Source organism: Nocardia sp. NPDC060249 (assembly GCF_042728755.1).
Classification (GTDB): Bacteria; Actinomycetota; Actinomycetes; order Mycobacteriales; family Mycobacteriaceae; genus Nocardia.
Genome location: NZ_JBHXAQ010000009.1, coordinates 69,527 through 86,293, shown reverse-complemented (window position 1 = coordinate 86,293; position 16,767 = coordinate 69,527). Strand labels below are relative to the sequence as shown.

Below are 16,767 nucleotides of genomic sequence, written 5' to 3'. Positions count from 1 at the left end.
GTCACACTGATGCGGATTGGTCCTCGTCGGCGTCGGCCCGGCTGCGCACGCACTCGCGGCAGGTGCCGAAGATCTCGAGTGTGTGGCTCACCTCGGTGAAGCCGTGTTCGCTCGCGATGGTCTCGGCCCAGGCCTCGACCGTCGGGCCCTCGACCTCGACGGTGCGCCCGCAGTGGCGGCACACCAGATGGTGATGGTGGCCGCTCGAGCACTGGCGATAGACGGATTCGCCGGTGTCGGTGCGCAGTACGTCGACCATGCCGGCGTCGGCCAGGGACTGCAGGGTGCGGTACACGGTGGTCAGGCCGATGCCCTCGCCGCGTTTGCGGAGCTCGTCGTGCAATTCCTGCGCCGAACGGAACTCGTCGATATTGCTGAGCAGGGCCGAGATGGCACTGCGCTGGCGGGTGCTGCGGACCCCGACCTGCTTCGCGGAGGCGTTGTCTGCCATCGGATTACCCTTCCTCGGCATGGGCGACGGCATCGACCACGATATGGGCCAGATGATCGTCGACGAGTTCGTAGAGCACCTCGCGGCCCGAGCGCTCACCGTGCACGACGCCCGCCGATTTGAGAATGCGCAGATGCTGGCTCACCAGCGGCTGGGTGACCCCGAGCGCGTCGACCAGCTCGTGCACGCAGCGCGGCGACTCACGCAACTGCAGCACGATGGCGATGCGCACCGGCGCGGCCAGTGCCCGCAACAGCTCGCCCGCGTCCTCGAGTACCGTGCGCGACGGCACGGCGGCGGGGGCGGGGGAGTGGTACGGGTTGTGCGGGTGCGCGGGCGCGGCCTCGGTGGTCATGAACCAACTCCTTAATGGAAACAGATTCCATTTTGATATGCACAATTGCGCATGTCAAATGACGCGCCGCGCGGACATCTCGGGTGCTGCAAACTCACTGGACGGGTGCCGATACGCTCTAACGCAATACCAACGCTACGTCGTATCGCGATAGCGCCGACGGAGCGAACAATTCCGACTCGCAGTGGATGGAGAAATCTCGCGTGGCACCCAAGTCGAAGGTGGACACCGTTGCCAACCTCGCCAAGCGCCGGGGTCTGGTCTACCCGTGCGGTGAGATCTACGGAGGCACCAAGTCGGCGTGGGACTACGGTCCGCTCGGCGTCGAACTGAAGGACAACATCAAGCGGCAGTGGTGGCGGACCATGGTCACCAGCCGTGACGATGTCGTCGGTCTCGACTCCTCGGTGATCCTGCCGCGCCAGGTCTGGGAGGCCTCGGGCCACGTGGCCACCTTCTCCGATCCGCTGGTCGAGTCGCTGCACACGCACAAGCGTTACCGCGCCGACCATCTCATCGAGGCCTACGAGGCCAAGCACGGCCACCCGCCCGCCAACGGCCTGGCCGACATCAACGATCCCGACACCGGCCAGCCAGGCAAGTGGACCGAACCGCGCAACTTCTCCGGCCTGCTCAAGACCTTCCTCGGCCCGGTGGACGACGAAGAGGGCATGCACTACCTGCGTCCCGAAACGGCACAGGGCATCTTCGTCAACTTCAAGAACGTCCAGGAGACCGCGCGCAAGAAGCCGCCGTTCGGCATCGCCCAGATCGGCAAGAGCTTCCGCAACGAGATCACGCCGGGCAACTTCATCTTCCGTACGCGTGAGTTCGAGCAGATGGAGATGGAGTTCTTCGTCAAGCCCGGCGACGACGTCGAGTGGCACAAGTACTGGATCGAGACCCGCCTGGCCTGGTACACCGACCTCGGCATCGACCCGGAGAACCTGCGCCTGTTCGAGCACCCCAAGGAAAAGCTGTCGCACTACTCGGCGGGCACCACCGACATCGAGTACCGCTTCCGCTTCCAGGGCAGCGAGTGGGGCGAGCTCGAGGGCATCGCCAACCGCACCGACTACGACCTCAAGACGCACTCGGAGCACTCGAACGTCGACCTGAGCTACCGCGATCAGGCGAGCGGTGAGCGCTACACGCCGTACGTCATCGAGCCGGCCGCCGGTCTGACCCGTTCGCTGATGGCCTTCCTGGTCGACGCCTACACCGTCGACCAGGTGCCCACCGCGAAGGGCACGACCGAAGAGCGGATCAGCCTGCGTCTGGATCCGCGCCTCGCGCCGGTCAAGGCCGCGGTGCTGCCGCTCTCGCGCAACGCCGACCTGACCCCGAAGGCCAAGGATCTCGCCGCCCAGCTGCGCCGCAACTGGAACGTCGACTTCGACGACGCGGGTGCCATCGGCCGCCGCTACCGTCGTCAGGACGAAATCGGTACCCCGTTCTGCATCACGGTCGACTTCGACACCATCGACGACCACGCGGTGACGATCCGCGAGCGCGACTCGATGGCCCAGGAACGCATCGCCCTGGACAAGGTCGAGTCCTACCTGGCAGCACGACTGATCGGCGCCTGATACGCCAGGTCCACGGAGCCCGCACCGGTATCTCGGTGCGGGCTCTTCCATGTCCGCGCACTGGGCGGTTGATCACACTGCGTAGCTGACGGTTTGCGTTGGCTGGGCGCTTGCCTCACGATCTTCGTTGTGCTGTGGGAAACGGAAGACGTGGTGCGGGTGCTCGACCCGTCGGAACAACGATTCGTGCGGCACGCGACCTTCACCGGGCGGTCGGTCACGGTGCTCGGGGAACTGGACGCGGCCGGGCTCGGCGCGGCCTTCGCGGCGTTGCAGCGGCAGTTTCCGATTCTGGTGTGCCGGATCGTCGAAGATGCCGACGAGAACGGAATCCTGTTGCGTCCCGGGCATATCGAGGCCGTCGGCGCGTGGGTGAGTTTCGGCGATCCCGACGAGGTGCGTGTTCCGGCCGAGTCCATGGATCCCGGGGCTCAATTGGCCTATCTGGATGTGGTTCTCGCCGAAGAGGATCGGGCTCGGGTCACGTTGTTCGTGCATCACAGCGTGGCCGACGCGGGGCATTGCGTCGAACTGTTCACGCGGCTGTGGGGCTACTACACCGACTATGTGGAGACCGGGAAGATCGGGGACACGGCAACCGTCGTGGCCGAGCCGGAAACCGCAGCCGGTACGTACCCGGCGTCGCTCGAGCTGCTGCTGGCGCAGCGGGGGATCCGGCGTGGGCAGCGGTCGGGGCTCGAGGCGGTGGCGCGCCCGCTCGTCGTCGCCGACGCGGTGAGCGGGATCGAGCGCCCGGAAGCCGCACCGGCCACGTTGGCCCGGCCCGAGCGGATTCAGCTGGATACCGTCGCGACCGCGCGGGTGCTCGAGATGGCTCGCGCGCACGCGGTGAGCGTCAACGGGTTGGTCACCGCCGCGGTGTTGCGGGCGTACAGCGATCTCTCGGGTGCGGACCGCGTCGCGTGTGTGTATCCGGTCGACCTGCGCAGGCGCCTCGACCCGGCGGTCGCCGCGGAAGCGGGCACCAACCTGTCCGGTCTGGCCGCGTTCGCCACGGATGCCGCCGACACCGCGGACCTCGTCGTTCTCGCCCGCCGGATCGGCACCAGCCTGCACAACGACCTGGCCGACGGGGTGATCGAACAGTCCGTTCTGCACTTCCCCGACTTCTTCGGTCCGGATCGAATCCACTCCACCGCAGGGCATATCGCGCTCACCAACACCGGGACGGTGCCCACGTTCCGCGCCCCCGGCGGGCTGATCCTCGACGACTACGAGATCGTCTACCTCTCCGCACACCCCCGGCCCTCGACGGGGGCGTCCGCGGCTGTCACCTTCCTCGTCTACACCTACCTCGGCAGGTTGACCATCGGCCGATTGGGCGGCGGCGCGCTCGCCGCCGAACTACTCGACGCCGTGGCGTCCGAGCTGTCCTGGCCGTCCGCCGATCAGCAAGCCGCGACCGCTTGAGGCCGGAGATTCGCTCGCCGACCGCTATTGCGGCTTTGGCCAGGCGGTCCGACAATTCGCTGACCAGCGGCCTGATCACCGAGGTGACGCGTGAACCTAGCTCTATCAGCGCGATGAGCAGGTGAGTCAAGCGCTCAGAATCTGCCGCCCCGGCTGACTCGCCGCGAGCCCGATGAACCGCCGTAGGAGCCCGGCCGGTAGCCGCCGCCTCCGCCGTAGCCACCGCCTCGTGAACCGCCGCTCATCGCGCCGCGCAGGAGCTCGTTCAGCAGGATTCCGCCCAGCACCGCACCGGTCTGCGAGCCGCCGCCCGACATCGGCTGACGCGTCTCCCACGCCTGCACGCTGGCCTGCGCCTGCTGCATGGCCTGGCCGCCGAGGTCGGCGGCGGTCTGCGCGCTGACGAGTGCGCGCTCCGGGTCGCTGCCCGCGAGTCCGCGCGCTTCGGCGAGGTGGCGTTGCGCTTCGGAGAGCCGGGTGCGCGCCTGCGCGTCGACGCCGCCGCGCCGGGTGGTGATGAACGACGACGCCGCGTCGATGCGCGCGGACGCGTCGGTGAGGGTGCGATCGAGTCGGCGTCGCAGATCCTCCACCGCCAGTTTGCGATCCGAGGCCGCCGCGATCGCACGGTCCAGTTCGGCATCAGCGGTGACCGCGGTGTGGAAGGTACCGAGGGGATCGCTGTCGGCGTTCGGGGCATCGAGGGCCGCGGTGGCGGAGGAGACCGCGGCGGCCAGGTCGGCGCCGCCGAATTCGGTGAGGCTCTCGGCCGAGCCCAAGTCGGCGCGCAGTTCCTCGAGGGCGGCCGGGAGACCATCGCGCGCTTGCTGGATATTCGTCGCGGCCCGGTCGACCGCATCGAGCAGAGTCCTGGCCTGCCCGATCGCCCCCTCGGCCGCGCGGATCGCCGCGACCGCACCTCCCTGTTGCCCGACGGGCTGGGTCAGCGCGGTACGAGCAGAGTCGATGTTGTTCTCGGCGAAGGTGATTCGCTCCTGCGCCATTCGCACGTTGTCGTGAATCGGCGCGATGACCGAGGGCGGATAGGTCGAACCCAGGCGGGCGAGTTCGGCTTCGGAGCCCGGCATGCGCGCGGTCAGCTCGATGATGTCGCGAGTGAGCGTGTCCAGCCGAGCGGGCGCGTCGATGAGCAGATCGCGCATGGCGTCGAAATCGGCGACCTGTGAGTCGAGTTCGCGATCGGCCTTGCCCGCCGTGGCGATCAGCTCGATGAGCATGGCGCGCTGCTGGTCCGGCGTCTCCGGGATCGCGTCGTCGAGTTGCTGACGGATCGTGAACGCCTTCGCGGTGGCGGCGCGGGCGGCGTCGAGCGCGGCGCGGAACGGTGTCACCGCGGTATCGCCGAATTCGCTGGTGGCCAAGGTCAATTCCTCGGCGCTGGTCCGCACGGCGTCATCGATCTCGACCAGCCGCTCGCGGGAGAGCGTGTGCAAGGTCGGCAGCGACAATCTGGCCAGCGCCGCGGAGTCGGTCGGGTCCACCTCGCGCGCGGTGGTCAGCTCGGCACGATCCCGGTCGCCACGACGCTTGCGCGAGAACAACATCAGGCCACCGGCCACCACGACCACGGCGAGCCCGATGAGAATCAGCACCCCCCACGGCACCCCGCCACCCCGGATCGCCGAACCGAGACCCTCGGCGGTGTCGACCGCGGCCTGCGCCCACTTCTGTTCGCGCAGCGCGGGTTCCACCGAACCCGCGAGCAGCGAGTCCAGTTCGGCGTCGCTCACGGCCTCGGGGAGGGTGCCGTCGAGCCAGTAGCCGCGGTCGTCGACGGCCACCGCCAGCAGCAGGTCGCGATCGCTGAAGCCGGAGAGGTCGGACGTGCGGGCAGCCCAGTCGCGTGGCGCCATCGACCCGAAGGTGCGCACATAGTTCACCCACAGCTTCACCTGGTGATCGCGGTAGAGGGTGTCGACCGCCTCGAGCACGCGTGCTTCGTCGCCCGCGCTGAGCACATTCGCCGTATCGACCACCTGCGGGCCCATTCGCTCGGGCGGTTCGGCGACCGCACTCGGCGCGCACAGCAGACTCAACACGGCGAACACCGCGCAGAGCACAGAAACCGATCGTGGGGCCGAACTCGACAGCGGCATATGTCGAATCTAACGGTCGACACCGACACCGGCACGACAGCGCGGCGCGTGGCTTCTACGATCGGGTGCATGGTCACCATCGCTCGCCAGTACACCGGTCACGTCACCGCGGGCGAGGACGCCCAGCAGCGCGACGTCCCCGGCGCCCGCATCGTGAAGATGTCCGTCGGTCCGATGGACAACAACACCTACCTGATCCAGAGCACCACCACCGGCGCCGCGGTGCTGATCGACGCCGCCAACGACGCCGAGCGCATCATCGAACTGACCGCGCTCGAGACACCCGGCCAGATCGAACTGCTCGTCACCACCCACCGTCACCCCGATCACTGGCAGGCACTGACCGAGGTCACCAAGTCCCTCGACGTTCCCACCGCCGCCCACCCCCTCGACGCCGACCACCTCCCGGTCCGCCCCGACCGCCGGCTCGAAGACGGCGACACCATCGAAGTGGGCGACCTCGCCCTCCAGGTCATCCACCTGCGCGGCCACACCCCCGGCTCGATCGCCCTCGCCCTCACCGACAACACAGGCCACACCCACCTCTTCACCGGCGACTCTCTTTTCCCAGGTGGAGTCGGGAAAACTCACAGTCCCGCCGACTTCGACACGCTTCTCACCGACGTCACCACCAAGCTCTTCGACCGCTACCCCGACGACACCGTCGTCTACCCGGGCCACGGCGACGACACCACCCTCGGCGCCGACCGCGCGAATCTGCCCGAATGGCGTGCGCGGGGTTGGTGACGTCCGGGTCGTCCTGGCCGGTCGCCAGTCGACCTCGTCGCCGACAAGGAGAGTGCCTTCGGCGGAATCAGCGCAGCGTGAAAGCTGGGCCGGTGAGGGTGAGTCCCAGGTCGGCGGTGTAGGCGAAGACCGCGAAGAACACCAGTGCGGCACCGGCCAGGGCGAGGTCCTTGTTGAAGTGGTAGCCGAGTGGCCGCGGCCGATCCGATCTGGCGGAACTACTGGTCGCACCCGACCGATCCGGACACCGGTCCGGTGGTGCGGACCGTCCACGAATGTCAGCAGACCGTGCTGTGGAACGGCACCGTCGGCCTCACGCCGCTGGGCCACCCGGTCCCGGACGGCCTCGTGGTGGTTGCGCTCGCCGACAAGCCGCCGAGCAGCCTCGTGCTGGCCTGGACCAGCGCGGCGCACAGCTCGCTGATCCGCTCGTTCGCTGACATCGCCGCGACGATCCCCTGGGAGTCCGCGGGGTCGGCGGTCGGGCGTTCACCGGAACGGAATCCGGTGGTGACCGCTGACCCCGCGGGGCGTCGGACCGACCTGGCAGACTGACGAAGGTGAAATCGGGTTTCTCGCGAACGGTCACGCCCGCCCCGGATGTCAGGCATCCACGCGGGCTGGTGCCAACGGTCTCGGTGTGGTTCGTCCGGTTGATCGCCGGAGCGGTGCTGATGGGGTTGGTGCTGGTCGCCGGAACGGCGGTCCGGGTCTGGCAGGTCGCGCGGATCGACGACTACACCCCGGCGAACGCGATCGTGGTGCTCGGCGCGGCGCAGTACTCGGGGACGCCGTCGTCGGTTTTCGAGGCGCGGTTGTATCAGGCGTGGCGACTCTACGAAGCCGGCGTGGCGCCCACCGTGATCACCGTCGGCGGCAAGCAAGAGGGCGACCTGTATACCGAAGCCGCCTCGGGCAAAAGGTATCTGGAAGACAAGGGCGTCCCCAGCGAGAACATCCTCGCCGTCGAAACCGGTTCCGACACCCTGCGCAGCATCGAGGCGGTGGCGTCGGCGATGGGGGAGCGCGATATGTCATCGGCCGTACTCGTGAGCGATCCGTGGCATTCACTGCGAACCAGGACGATGGCTCGCGACGCGGGCCTGGACGCGTGGACCGCACCCACTCGCACCGGGCCCGCCGTCTACACGAGGGAGTCGCAATTCCACGGCATCGCCCGCGAGACCGGCGCGCTGCTCTGGTATCAGCTCACTCATTTCTCGGCAGATTTCCCTTACGAGGCGGGACAGTGAGATGACAGGGACGTACTCCTCGCACGACCAGGAGCGCATGGTCCACGAGCCTGGCAAGATCGCGTGGCCCGGCGCCGCGGGCAAGGGTCATCGCAGTGAATTCTCCCGCGATCGTGCCCGCGTGCTGCACTCCGCCGCGCTGCGTCGCCTCGCCGACAAGACCCAGGTCATGGGCCCGCGCGAGGGTGACACCCCGCGCACCCGGCTGACCCACTCGCTCGAAGTGGCCCAGATCGGGCGCAGCATCGCCGACGGTGTGGGCGCCGACCCCGACCTCGTCGACCTGGCCGGCCTGGCCCACGACATCGGCCACCCGCCCTACGGCCACAACGGCGAACGCGCGCTCGACGAATTCGCCGACGCCTATGGCGGTTTCGAAGGCAACGCGCAGAACCTGCGCATCCTCACTCGCCTCGAACCCAAGGTCCTCGACGCCGACGGAGAGAGCTTCGGGCTCAACCTGACCCGGGCAGCCCTGGATGCGACCCTCAAATACCCTTGGGGCAGAAGCGGTTCCGGCACCAAGTTCGGCGCCTACGACGACGACCTCGAGCGCCTGGCCTGGGTGCGCAAAGACGCACCCGACCGCAAACAGAGCCTGGAATGCCAGATCATGGACTGGTCCGACGACGTCGCCTACTCGGTGCACGACGTGGAGGACGGCGTGATCGTGGGCCGTATCGACCTGCGCGCCCTCGCCGACCCGGCCGAACAGGCGGCGCTGGCCGAACAGGGCCACGGCCAGCATCCCGACCAGTCGATCGAGGCACTCGCCGCCGCCGCGCAGCGGCTCTCCGAGCTCGACATCGTGGCCGACGCCGCGAACTACGACGGCAGCTTCGGCGCCTCGGTGGCGCTGAAACGGCTCACCAGCGAGCTGGTCGGCCGCTTCGCCACCGCCGCGATCTCGGCTACCCACGAGCGCTCCGGCGAGGGCCCGCTCAGCCGCTACGAGGCCGACCTCATCGTGCCGCCGATCGTGGCGGCGGAGGTGGCGGTCCTCAAGACCATGGCGCTGCGTTATGTGCGCTCCGACCCCGGTCACCTCGCTCGCCAGCAGACCCAGCGCGATCGCGTGCAGGCTGTCGCCGACCGCCTGCTCACCACCGCGCCCGCCCACCTCGACGATCAGATGCTGCCATGGTTCAACGCCGCCACCACCGAGACCGCCCGCGTGCGTGTGGTGATCGACCAGATCGCGTCCTACACCGAGAGCCGCTTCGAACGCGTCGCCGCCTCGCTGGACTGCCGCTGAGCGGACCCGACTAGACTCGCTCACCGTGGCCGGACGAATCCCAGATCGCGATATCGCGGCGATCCGTGAACGTGTCCGGATCGAAGATGTAGTCGGTGAGTACGTGGCGCTCAAGCGCGCGGGCGCCGACTCGATCAAAGGTCTGTGCCCGTTCCACGACGAGAAGTCGCCGTCGTTCCATGTGCGCCCCAACCACGGGCTGTTCCACTGCTTCGGCTGTGGTGAGGGCGGCGACGTCTACAAGTTCCTGCAGCAGATGGAACACATCGGTTTCGTCGAGGCCGTCGAGCAGATGGCCGATCGCATCGGCTACCAGATCAACTACGAGGGTGGCGGCACCTCGGTGCAGCGCGACCGCGGCACTCGTTCGCGACTGGTCGCCGCCAATGCCGCCGCGCACGAGTACTACATGGGCCTGCTGCACGAACCCGAGGCCGAGACCGCGCGCAAGTATCTGACCGACCGCAACTTCGACAAGGCGTCCTGGCAGCAGTTCGGCTGCGGTTACGCCCCCGCGGGCTGGGACGGGCTGACCAAGCACTTGCAGCGCTTGGGTTTCGAGTTCAAGGAACTGGAAGCGGCCGGACTGTCCAAGCAGGGCAAGCGTGGTCCGATCGACCGGTTCCATCGCCGCCTGCTGTGGCCGATCCGCAACCTCGGCGGCGAGGTGATCGGTTTCGGCGCGCGCAAGCTGTTCGACGACGACACCATGCCCGGCAAGTACGTGAACACGCCGGAAACGTTGCTGTACAAGAAGTCTCAGGTGCTGTTCGGTCTCGACCACGCCAAGCGCGACATCTCCAAGGGACATCAGGCCGTGGTCGTCGAGGGCTACACCGACGTCATGGCCATGCATCTGGCCGGGGTGAAAACCGCGGTCGCGTCCTGCGGTACCGCGTTCGGCGAAGAACACCTGCAGGTACTGCGCAGGCTGCTGATGGACGACAACTTCTGGCGTGGCGAGATCATCTACACCTTCGACGGTGACGCGGCCGGTCAGGCCGCGGCGTTGAAGGCGTTCAGCGGCGATCAGCGGCTGGCGGGACAGACCTACATCGCGATCGCGCCCGACGGGCAGGATCCGTGCGAGTTGCGTCAGCACTCCGGCGACAGCGCCGTTCGTGATCTGGTGGCGCGGCGAACCCCGCTGTACGAGTTCGTGATTCGCGGGCTGCTCGCCGAACACAACCTCGACGATGTCGAGGGTCGGGTCGAGGCGCTGCGCCGTACGGTGCCCGTGGTGGCCCAGATCAAGGACAACGCCACCCGCAAGGGGTATGCCACCAAGCTGGCCGGCTGGGTGGGCTGGGACGACATCCAGCTCGTCGTGCGCCGGGTCGGTGAAGAGGCGAAGAAGAACCGCACGGGCGCCACCACGCCCGACCTGAAGTCCGGCGCCGCGGCGATCCCCGCGCCCCGCGTCGAGGAGAGCTCTTCGGTGCGGCCCGCGCCGAACGACCCGGTGCTGTACGCGCAGCGCCAAACCCTCAGCGCCGCACTGCAATACCCCGGCATCGCGGGCGTGTCCTTCGACGCCATCGACGCCGCCGCCTTCACCCACCCCGCCTACGTGGCCGTGCGCATCATGATCGCCCAGGCCGGCGGCACGGCTGCCGGGCTAAGCGGTGCGGAATGGGTCGCCGCCGTCGCCGATCACACCGACGACCTGATGATCCGCGCCCTCGTCTCCGAACTGGCCAGCGAACAGCTCCCGGTGCGCACCCAGAACGACACCCCCCGCTTCATCACCGGCATCCTGGCCCGCGTCCAGGAAGCCTGGGTGGGCCGCCAGATCGCCGAGCTCAAATCGAGGCTGCAGCGACTGTCTGCCAGCGAGGAGCCCGATACCTACATGACGCTGTTCGGCGACCTGGTGGCGCTCGAGCAGTACCGCAAGAGCCTCGCCGCCCAGGCGATGGGCAACGAGGGCTACGCGGCCGGGGCCTGACACCACCCGCGAGTCACGGTTTGGTGGCTTCGGTGAGCGTTCGGGTGGAGTAGGCGACGAACGGCCCCTCCTGCTCGATGCGATCGTGCAGCCGGCGCAGTTGGTCGAGGTAGGCCTCGACGGTGAACCCGGGCACCATCCAGATCACCTTGCGCAGGAAGTACACAACGGCACCGATGTCGTTGAACTCGATGCGCAGGCGCTCGGTCCGCTGGTCGGTGATCGTCAGTCCGGCGGCCCGCGCGGCGGCGGCCTCGTCGTCGGGATGGCGCCCTCGACGGGCTTCCGGTTGCGGACCGAGGAAGAACTCGACCAGCTCGAACACGCTCGCCGGTCCGACATGCTGTGCGAAATACGTGCCCCCCGGCCGCAGAACGCGCGCGATCTCACCCCACCAGATGGTTGCCGGATGGCGGCTGGTGACCAGCTCGAACGCCTCATCGGCGAACGGCAGCGGCGGCTCGTCGGGCGCGGCGACGACAACCACGCCGCGAGGATGCAGCAACGTGGTCGCCTTGGCCACGTTCGGCGGCCACGACTCGGTGGCAACCATGGTCCGCGGGAACACCTGCGCCTCGGCCAGAACCTCGCCACCACCGGTCTGAATGTCCAGAGCAGCGGAGGCAGTCGCCAGCCGGGCGCTCATCAGCCGCTGATAGCCCCACGAAGGACGCGCTTCACTGGCCCGCCCGTCGAGCCAGGAAAAATCCCACCCCTCCACCGGCGCCGATGCGGCCTCGGCGATCACATCCTCGAACGTCGGTCCCATGCGCGATCACTATGCCAGCGACCGCCCGAGACCACATCCGAGTTTCGCGGCTACCGGCCGATCTGGTCAGGGCATTTGGCGAATATGAACTCAGATCGGAGGTTCATAATGAGGCGGTGCACTCTGGTGATGGTCTGTTCGATCGACGCCTGTCCGACCGCGCGCGAGAAGTGATCCGCCAAGGTGCCGAGATCGCGCTGAACGCGCCGGAGGAATGGCTCGACGAGCTCTATGACGCCACTCTCCTGACAACCAGCCTGCGTGCGATCGCGGGGGATCCGCTGCTGGCCGAGGCGGTCCGGCGCGTCAATCGTGGCAACTTGCTGCACTGGGCCTCGGCCAACGTGGCCGATCCGGGCATGCCGGTGCCGATCAACCTCGGCGCGGACCAGATCGCCATCGTTCGCGACCTGGTCCGCCGTGGCATGAACGAGACCGCTTTGCAGGCCTATCGCGTAGGCCAGAATGTCGCCTGGCGACGGTGGATGACCATCATCTTCATCTTGACGCCGGACCCGTTCGAGCTGCAGGAGGTCTTGGAGGTCACCGCCGCCTCGATCGCCGTGTTCGTGGACGGCACCATCGAGGCGATCACCGAGGTCATCGGTGAGGAGCGCGACGAACTCGCCCGCGGCTCGTATGCCGAACGCCGCGAGGTCATTTCGCTCATTCTCGAGGGGGAGCCGACCAATATCGAGCGGGCGTCGACCCGACTCGGCTACCGGCTCGACGCCACCCACACCGCGGCCATCGCCTGGAGTGACATTCCCGGTGCCGAACTCGACGAACCGCATCGGGTGACCAGGGCCCTCACCCAAGCCGCCGGGGCGGCCACGGCCCTGAGCGTGCTCGCCAGCGCGGCCACCCTGTGGGTATGGGTGCCCGGCCCGACCCCTCCCGACACCGCGGCACTGACCGAAGCGCTGGACCATATCCCCGGCGTGCGGATCGCCATCGGCTCGACCGGACGCGACCTCGCCGGGTTCCGGACGAGTCACCTCGACGCGCAGGCCGCGCACCGAATCCTCGCCCGCCCGCACAGCACCCGGCGACTGGTCACCTTCGGCGAGGTGCAATTGACCTCGCTGATCACCGAAAACGGCGCTCAGGCTGACCGATTCATCAAGTACACCCTCGGCGATCTGGAGCATGCCGACAGCGAACTGCGCGAATCAGTGCTCGTCTACATCAACGAGCAATGCAATGCCACGCGCGCCGCGGCGCGCCTGTTTACCCACCGGAACACGATCTTGCGCAGGATCGCCCGCGCGGACGAGTTGCTGCCGCGTCCGCTGGCGGAGAACGGCGTGCATGTCGCGGTCGCATTGGACGCGTTGTACTGGCGGCAGAACACTTCCCGGCTCAGTTGAGGTTACCGCCGCGCGCAGACGGGAGTGAGGTGGTGCGTGCCGCGCAGACCCTTGAGGGTCGCTTCACGTCCGGTCCCGATCGTGAGATCGGTGCTGCTTCCGATCGCCTCCAGCACCGGCTCGCTGAGGAGGACTTCGCCACCCTCGGCCTGCGCGGTGACACGCGCGGCCATGGCGACGTTACGTCCGAACAAATCGTCACCCCGGCGGACGGAACTTCCCATGTGGATACCGATCCGGACCCGGAAATCGGCCTCACCCCCCGATGATTCGGCGTCCTTGCGCAGCGCCGCCTGGATGGCCACGCCGCATCGGACCGCCTGATCGGGCACGGCGAAGGCGATCATGTACCCGTCGCCTTGGTTCTTGACCACATGGCCGCCGTGGTTCTGCACGCATCGATCGACGAGACGGTGGTGGCGGTCGAGCAGTTTGACCCAGGCGCGGTCGCCCAGCTGTTCGTTGAGAGCGGTCGACTGCTCGATGTCGGAGAACATGATCACGACGTTGCCGTCCGGTGCGAGTCTGGCCAAGTCCGGACGTTCGACCCGTGCCCAGCCCGCGAGGTCTTCGATAGAGGTGAGCACGGCGGCACGAAAGCCTTTGGCTCGCACCAGATCCGCGGCCTGCCAGGCAGTTCGTACCGCTTCGCGGCCGCTCACCACCAACCGCTGCCCCGTCGTCGACCGGCGCGGCGCCCGGCGCTTGCGCCGACTCCGGACCAGCAAGATCGACAGGACGAGCAGGCCGACGGCTTCACCGGCGGCGACGATCGCGAGCACGGTGATGACGACTGTGGTCATCGGTCGAACCCTGGCGGAGTAGCGTGGCTGGTCGAACCCTGTAGCGGCCGTGCGCCCGAGCTGTTCACGACAAAATAGTACACAGGCGTTCACTCGAATTCGACCGGCGAATCCGATGCCTGCTGACAGTGAGTCATGGGCCGTCGGCTCCGGGGCGGTGAGCGGTTCACCTGCCGTCATCGCGGGCGCGGTCGGTACTTGTACAGTGGAAATGGCCCGATCTTCGACACGTGCCGAGCCGCTGTCCCTGGGGTCGAACCGCGTCGGCCACAGCGACGAATCCTGCTTCCTGATCCTGTTTCGGTGTACAGGTGAATTGCTCGGCGCATGGCCGATGGTGCATAGTGCACAACGCTGGTTTCATCTCGGTGCGAAGCACCATTGGAACGCGGGGTGCGCAGGCCGCACGATAAAGCGCAACCAGCGGAAAGTAGGAAATGTGCGCAAGCCCGACAGCGTCGTGCCGCCCCGGGCCGCGACGATGGCAGGTCGGCCGGTTTTCGACCGGCTCCCCTCCGCGTCAACGATTTCGGGCAAGATCATGAGTCTGTTCATCGTCGGCAGTGAACTACCCGCCAAGGTGCCCATAGCGGACCTGCGGCGCGATGTCACCACGCTGGTGAACGCGTGCCTGCAGCTTACCGCCAGAATGTTGACCGGCGGCGACACCGCCCAACCACTGGCCGAGGTGCGCGCCGACATCATGGAATGGGCACGCGAGGGCGTCACGATCGGCGCGATGCACAAGGCCGTGCGGGTAGGCACGCAGGCGGTGTTCGACCACCTCACCGCACGGGCGAGGCTCGACGAGGATCACGTGGCGGTGATCGAAACAGCGCACATGTTCGTCCACCTCACCCGCGAGCTCTCCATGGCGATCTCGCAGGCCTACCTGCGCGAAATGCGCATGGCGGACAGCGCCGCAGCGGATACCGTGGCTGCCGCCCTGATCGCCGGGAATGCGACACCGGCCATGGCGCGTGCGTGCGGGGTCCGGTTGGCCGAAACCTATTTCGTCTTCGCGATCCAGTTCATGCCACCCCGTTCAGCGGGCGAGCCGCGCCCGGATCGGCACATCCTCGCGCACCGGACAATGCGGCGAGTCAGAGCCGAGGTGCTGCACCACTGCGATGACAAGGCGCTGATACAGATGGGCACCGACACCGCCACCCTGCTGATTCCGCACGACCATTTCGATCCCGCCGGGGCCGAACGGTTCGTCGAGCAGATCGCCGACGCGGCGCAGACACAGGTTCGCGCCACATTCGTGACGGCGGAGGCCGGCGGCATCACCGCAGGGGTCGAGCGCACGCACGCGGTACTCGACATCATGCGCCGCCTGCGCCGAGCCGGGCTGGAACGCTTCGACGACCTGTCGCTGGAGTACCAGCTGTCCCGGCCGGGCACGGCGGGAAGATATCTGGCCGCGCTGCTGGACCCGCTCGAGAATCACCCAGTCCTGCTGGAAACTTTGACAGCGCACCTCGCGACCCGCTCCACGCGCCTGCGCACCGCGCGAGCGCTGCACGTCCATCCGAACACGGTCGACTATCGACTGAACAAGATCGCCGAGATCACCGGGCTGGACCCGACGCACCCGGACGGCGTTTGGCGCCTGCGTTCCGCGCTGGTGGCCCGCGCGACCGGCGCGGGCGAGGAAGAGTCGGCCGCCGGGGGTGACCCCGACCAGACCGCCCAGGCATGCTGATCGGGGCGGAACTCGAGTCGGCCACCGAAGTCGTGGAGAGGCAGTGATGAGCACCAAGGAGGGGCCGGGCACCCGATGGCGCACACCGGTCGCCGCGTCGGCCCTTCTCATCGCCTGTGCGGGAGGACTCTTCTGGTTGCGATGCGTGTACATCGCGCTCCATTCCCGACTGTCAACCGATCCGCTGACAGATCCCCATGGCTACGAACTGTTCATCGGCACCGTGCTCGCCCTACCCGCCGCGGCGGTCGTCGCGGTCGCGGCGCCATTTGTCGTCGAACCCGGCTCGAACCGAATTCGACTGGCCAAGATCGTGGCGACACTGCTGGTAGTCCTGACGGCACTGCCCGCCGCAGCGCTGTTCACAGCATGAGCCGATCTCCTATGGCCACGACAACCGTCGCCGAGCTCGAACAAACAGTGGCCGGCCTACGCGGACAACGCCTGACTGCCGTCACCTACTACACCCTGCCCGTGCTGATCGATGACGACACCTACCGACCCGAGAAGTGGGACTACGGCGAATGGCACGAAGCCACCATGGGCATTGAACTGGCTACCGACACCGGACAGCTCTACTCCGCCGTGTGGAACAGCAGCTTCACCCAATACCACCTCGAAGTCTTTCCTCGCCCCATCTCCGAATTCATCCGAATCGCCGAAGACGGCCCGGCTCCAGTGCCTATGGCCACTCACCCGCGCTGGGCCCCACTGATCGGCGAACCGATCTCCCACGCCGACCTCTGCTGGTATCGCGACTTCCAGCCTGGACTGCACGTCCCAGCCGCAGTCCGAATATCCGTTGGTTCCCACACCATCTGGCTCGCATCGGGCCGGTCAGAACCCGCCGGCACACCGAGCTTTTACAACCTCACGGACGATGTCATGGTCGTCTTCACCGCCGACATCGCCCAACGAAAACGAATCCTCGAATGAATGGCTGCGGTTACGTCGATCCGGCCGGACGTCAA

General features: G+C 67.6%; 16 protein-coding genes. 11 read left to right on the top strand and 5 right to left on the bottom strand.

All coding sequences use genetic code 11. The features are described 5' to 3' along the window. Position 1: 1 nt before the first annotated feature. On the bottom strand, positions 2 to 451 hold the full coding sequence (locus ACFWFP_RS26620) for a Fur family transcriptional regulator (RefSeq protein ID WP_379299412.1): 450 nt from the start codon (positions 449 to 451) through the stop codon (positions 2 to 4). A 4-nt stretch (positions 452 to 455) separates the two neighbouring features. After that, a complete protein-coding gene (locus ACFWFP_RS26615; protein WP_067456316.1) occupies positions 456 to 806 on the bottom strand; it encodes a helix-turn-helix transcriptional regulator in 351 nt (116 codons plus the stop codon). Between the two features lie 188 nt (positions 807 to 994). Here ACFWFP_RS26615 and ACFWFP_RS26610 point away from each other — a divergent pair, with 188 nt between their 5' ends. After that, positions 995 to 2,395: a glycine--tRNA ligase gene (locus tag ACFWFP_RS26610; RefSeq protein ID WP_379299410.1), complete on the top strand. Its 1,401-nt coding sequence runs from the start codon at positions 995 to 997 to the stop codon at positions 2,393 to 2,395. A gap of 129 nt (positions 2,396 to 2,524) precedes the next feature. Continuing rightward, complete coding sequence (locus tag ACFWFP_RS26605) at positions 2,525 to 3,826, top strand: acyltransferase (protein WP_379299408.1); 1,302 nt, start codon at positions 2,525 to 2,527, stop codon at positions 3,824 to 3,826. A gap of 134 nt (positions 3,827 to 3,960) precedes the next feature. Here ACFWFP_RS26605 and ACFWFP_RS26600 read toward each other — a convergent pair whose 3' ends face one another. Next, entirely contained in the window at positions 3,961 to 5,943 is a 1,983-nt protein-coding gene (locus ACFWFP_RS26600; RefSeq protein WP_379299406.1) for a TPM domain-containing protein, read from the bottom strand. A 69-nt stretch (positions 5,944 to 6,012) separates the two neighbouring features. Between ACFWFP_RS26600 and ACFWFP_RS26595 the strand changes: the two genes are divergently transcribed. The 5 genes from ACFWFP_RS26595 to dnaG all read left to right on the top strand — a co-directional run bounded on the left by ACFWFP_RS26595 (position 6,013) and on the right by dnaG (position 11,146). After that, positions 6,013 to 6,690: an MBL fold metallo-hydrolase gene (locus tag ACFWFP_RS26595; RefSeq protein WP_379299404.1), complete on the top strand. Its 678-nt coding sequence runs from the start codon at positions 6,013 to 6,015 to the stop codon at positions 6,688 to 6,690. A gap of 189 nt (positions 6,691 to 6,879) precedes the next feature. Continuing rightward, complete coding sequence (locus ACFWFP_RS26590; RefSeq protein ID WP_379299402.1) at positions 6,880 to 7,245, top strand: hypothetical protein; 366 nt, start codon at positions 6,880 to 6,882, stop codon at positions 7,243 to 7,245. A gap of 119 nt (positions 7,246 to 7,364) precedes the next feature. Then, positions 7,365 to 7,943: a YdcF family protein gene (locus tag ACFWFP_RS26585; protein WP_379299564.1), complete on the top strand. Its 579-nt coding sequence runs from the start codon at positions 7,365 to 7,367 to the stop codon at positions 7,941 to 7,943. 1 nt (position 7,944) lies between these two features. Continuing rightward, entirely contained in the window at positions 7,945 to 9,198 is a 1,254-nt protein-coding gene (locus ACFWFP_RS26580; protein ID WP_379299400.1) for a deoxyguanosinetriphosphate triphosphohydrolase, read from the top strand. Between the two features lie 25 nt (positions 9,199 to 9,223). Further along, complete coding sequence (gene dnaG, locus ACFWFP_RS26575; protein WP_379299398.1) at positions 9,224 to 11,146, top strand: DNA primase; 1,923 nt, start codon at positions 9,224 to 9,226, stop codon at positions 11,144 to 11,146. Positions 11,147 to 11,159: 13 nt separating this feature from the next. Here the strand turns inward: dnaG and ACFWFP_RS26570 are convergent, their stop codons facing one another. Next, the gene (locus ACFWFP_RS26570) at positions 11,160 to 11,915 is read right to left on the bottom strand and encodes a class I SAM-dependent methyltransferase (protein ID WP_379299396.1); all 756 of its coding nucleotides are present in this window, start codon (positions 11,913 to 11,915) and stop codon (positions 11,160 to 11,162) included. Between the two features lie 116 nt (positions 11,916 to 12,031). On the opposite strand from ACFWFP_RS26570, the gene ACFWFP_RS26565 reads away from it, so the two are divergent. Continuing rightward, positions 12,032 to 13,285: a PucR family transcriptional regulator gene (locus tag ACFWFP_RS26565; RefSeq protein ID WP_379299394.1), complete on the top strand. Its 1,254-nt coding sequence runs from the start codon at positions 12,032 to 12,034 to the stop codon at positions 13,283 to 13,285. 2 nt (positions 13,286 to 13,287) lie between these two features. Here the strand turns inward: ACFWFP_RS26565 and ACFWFP_RS26560 are convergent, their stop codons facing one another. Continuing rightward, positions 13,288 to 14,088 carry an adenylate/guanylate cyclase domain-containing protein gene (locus ACFWFP_RS26560; RefSeq protein WP_379299562.1) on the bottom strand — a complete coding sequence of 267 codons (801 nt, stop codon included), beginning with the start codon at positions 14,086 to 14,088 and terminating at the stop codon, positions 13,288 to 13,290. 439 nt (positions 14,089 to 14,527) lie between these two features. On the opposite strand from ACFWFP_RS26560, the gene ACFWFP_RS26555 reads away from it, so the two are divergent. From ACFWFP_RS26555 to ACFWFP_RS26545, 3 genes are read left to right on the top strand one after another with little or no spacing between them, the layout of a single operon-like run. Continuing rightward, the gene (locus ACFWFP_RS26555; protein ID WP_379299392.1) at positions 14,528 to 15,796 is read left to right on the top strand and encodes a PucR family transcriptional regulator; all 1,269 of its coding nucleotides are present in this window, start codon (positions 14,528 to 14,530) and stop codon (positions 15,794 to 15,796) included. A 46-nt stretch (positions 15,797 to 15,842) separates the two neighbouring features. Beyond that, positions 15,843 to 16,169: a hypothetical protein gene (locus ACFWFP_RS26550; RefSeq protein WP_379299390.1), complete on the top strand. Its 327-nt coding sequence runs from the start codon at positions 15,843 to 15,845 to the stop codon at positions 16,167 to 16,169. Positions 16,170 to 16,180: 11 nt separating this feature from the next. Beyond that, positions 16,181 to 16,732, top strand: a complete 552-nt coding sequence (locus tag ACFWFP_RS26545; protein WP_379299388.1) for a hypothetical protein — start codon at positions 16,181 to 16,183, stop codon at positions 16,730 to 16,732. Positions 16,733 to 16,767: the final 35 nt, after the last annotated feature.

Coding starts and splice junctions, on each gene's coding strand:
- ACFWFP_RS26550 (WP_379299390.1), top strand. CDS start 15,843: ATGAGCACCAAGGAGGGGCCGGGCACCCGATGGCGCACACCGGTCGCC.
- ACFWFP_RS26600 (WP_379299406.1), bottom strand. CDS start 5,943: ATGCCGCTGTCGAGTTCGGCCCCACGATCGGTTTCTGTGCTCTGCGCG.
- ACFWFP_RS26615 (WP_067456316.1), bottom strand. CDS start 806: ATGACCACCGAGGCCGCGCCCGCGCACCCGCACAACCCGTACCACTCC.
- ACFWFP_RS26585 (WP_379299564.1), top strand. CDS start 7,365: ATGGGGTTGGTGCTGGTCGCCGGAACGGCGGTCCGGGTCTGGCAGGTC.
- ACFWFP_RS26580 (WP_379299400.1), top strand. CDS start 7,945: ATGACAGGGACGTACTCCTCGCACGACCAGGAGCGCATGGTCCACGAG.
- ACFWFP_RS26570 (WP_379299396.1), bottom strand. CDS start 11,915: ATGGGACCGACGTTCGAGGATGTGATCGCCGAGGCCGCATCGGCGCCG.
- ACFWFP_RS26595 (WP_379299404.1), top strand. CDS start 6,013: ATGGTCACCATCGCTCGCCAGTACACCGGTCACGTCACCGCGGGCGAG.
- ACFWFP_RS26560 (WP_379299562.1), bottom strand. CDS start 14,088: ATGACCACAGTCGTCATCACCGTGCTCGCGATCGTCGCCGCCGGTGAA.
- ACFWFP_RS26610 (WP_379299410.1), top strand. CDS start 995: ATGGAGAAATCTCGCGTGGCACCCAAGTCGAAGGTGGACACCGTTGCC.
- ACFWFP_RS26545 (WP_379299388.1), top strand. CDS start 16,181: ATGGCCACGACAACCGTCGCCGAGCTCGAACAAACAGTGGCCGGCCTA.
- ACFWFP_RS26620 (WP_379299412.1), bottom strand. CDS start 451: ATGGCAGACAACGCCTCCGCGAAGCAGGTCGGGGTCCGCAGCACCCGC.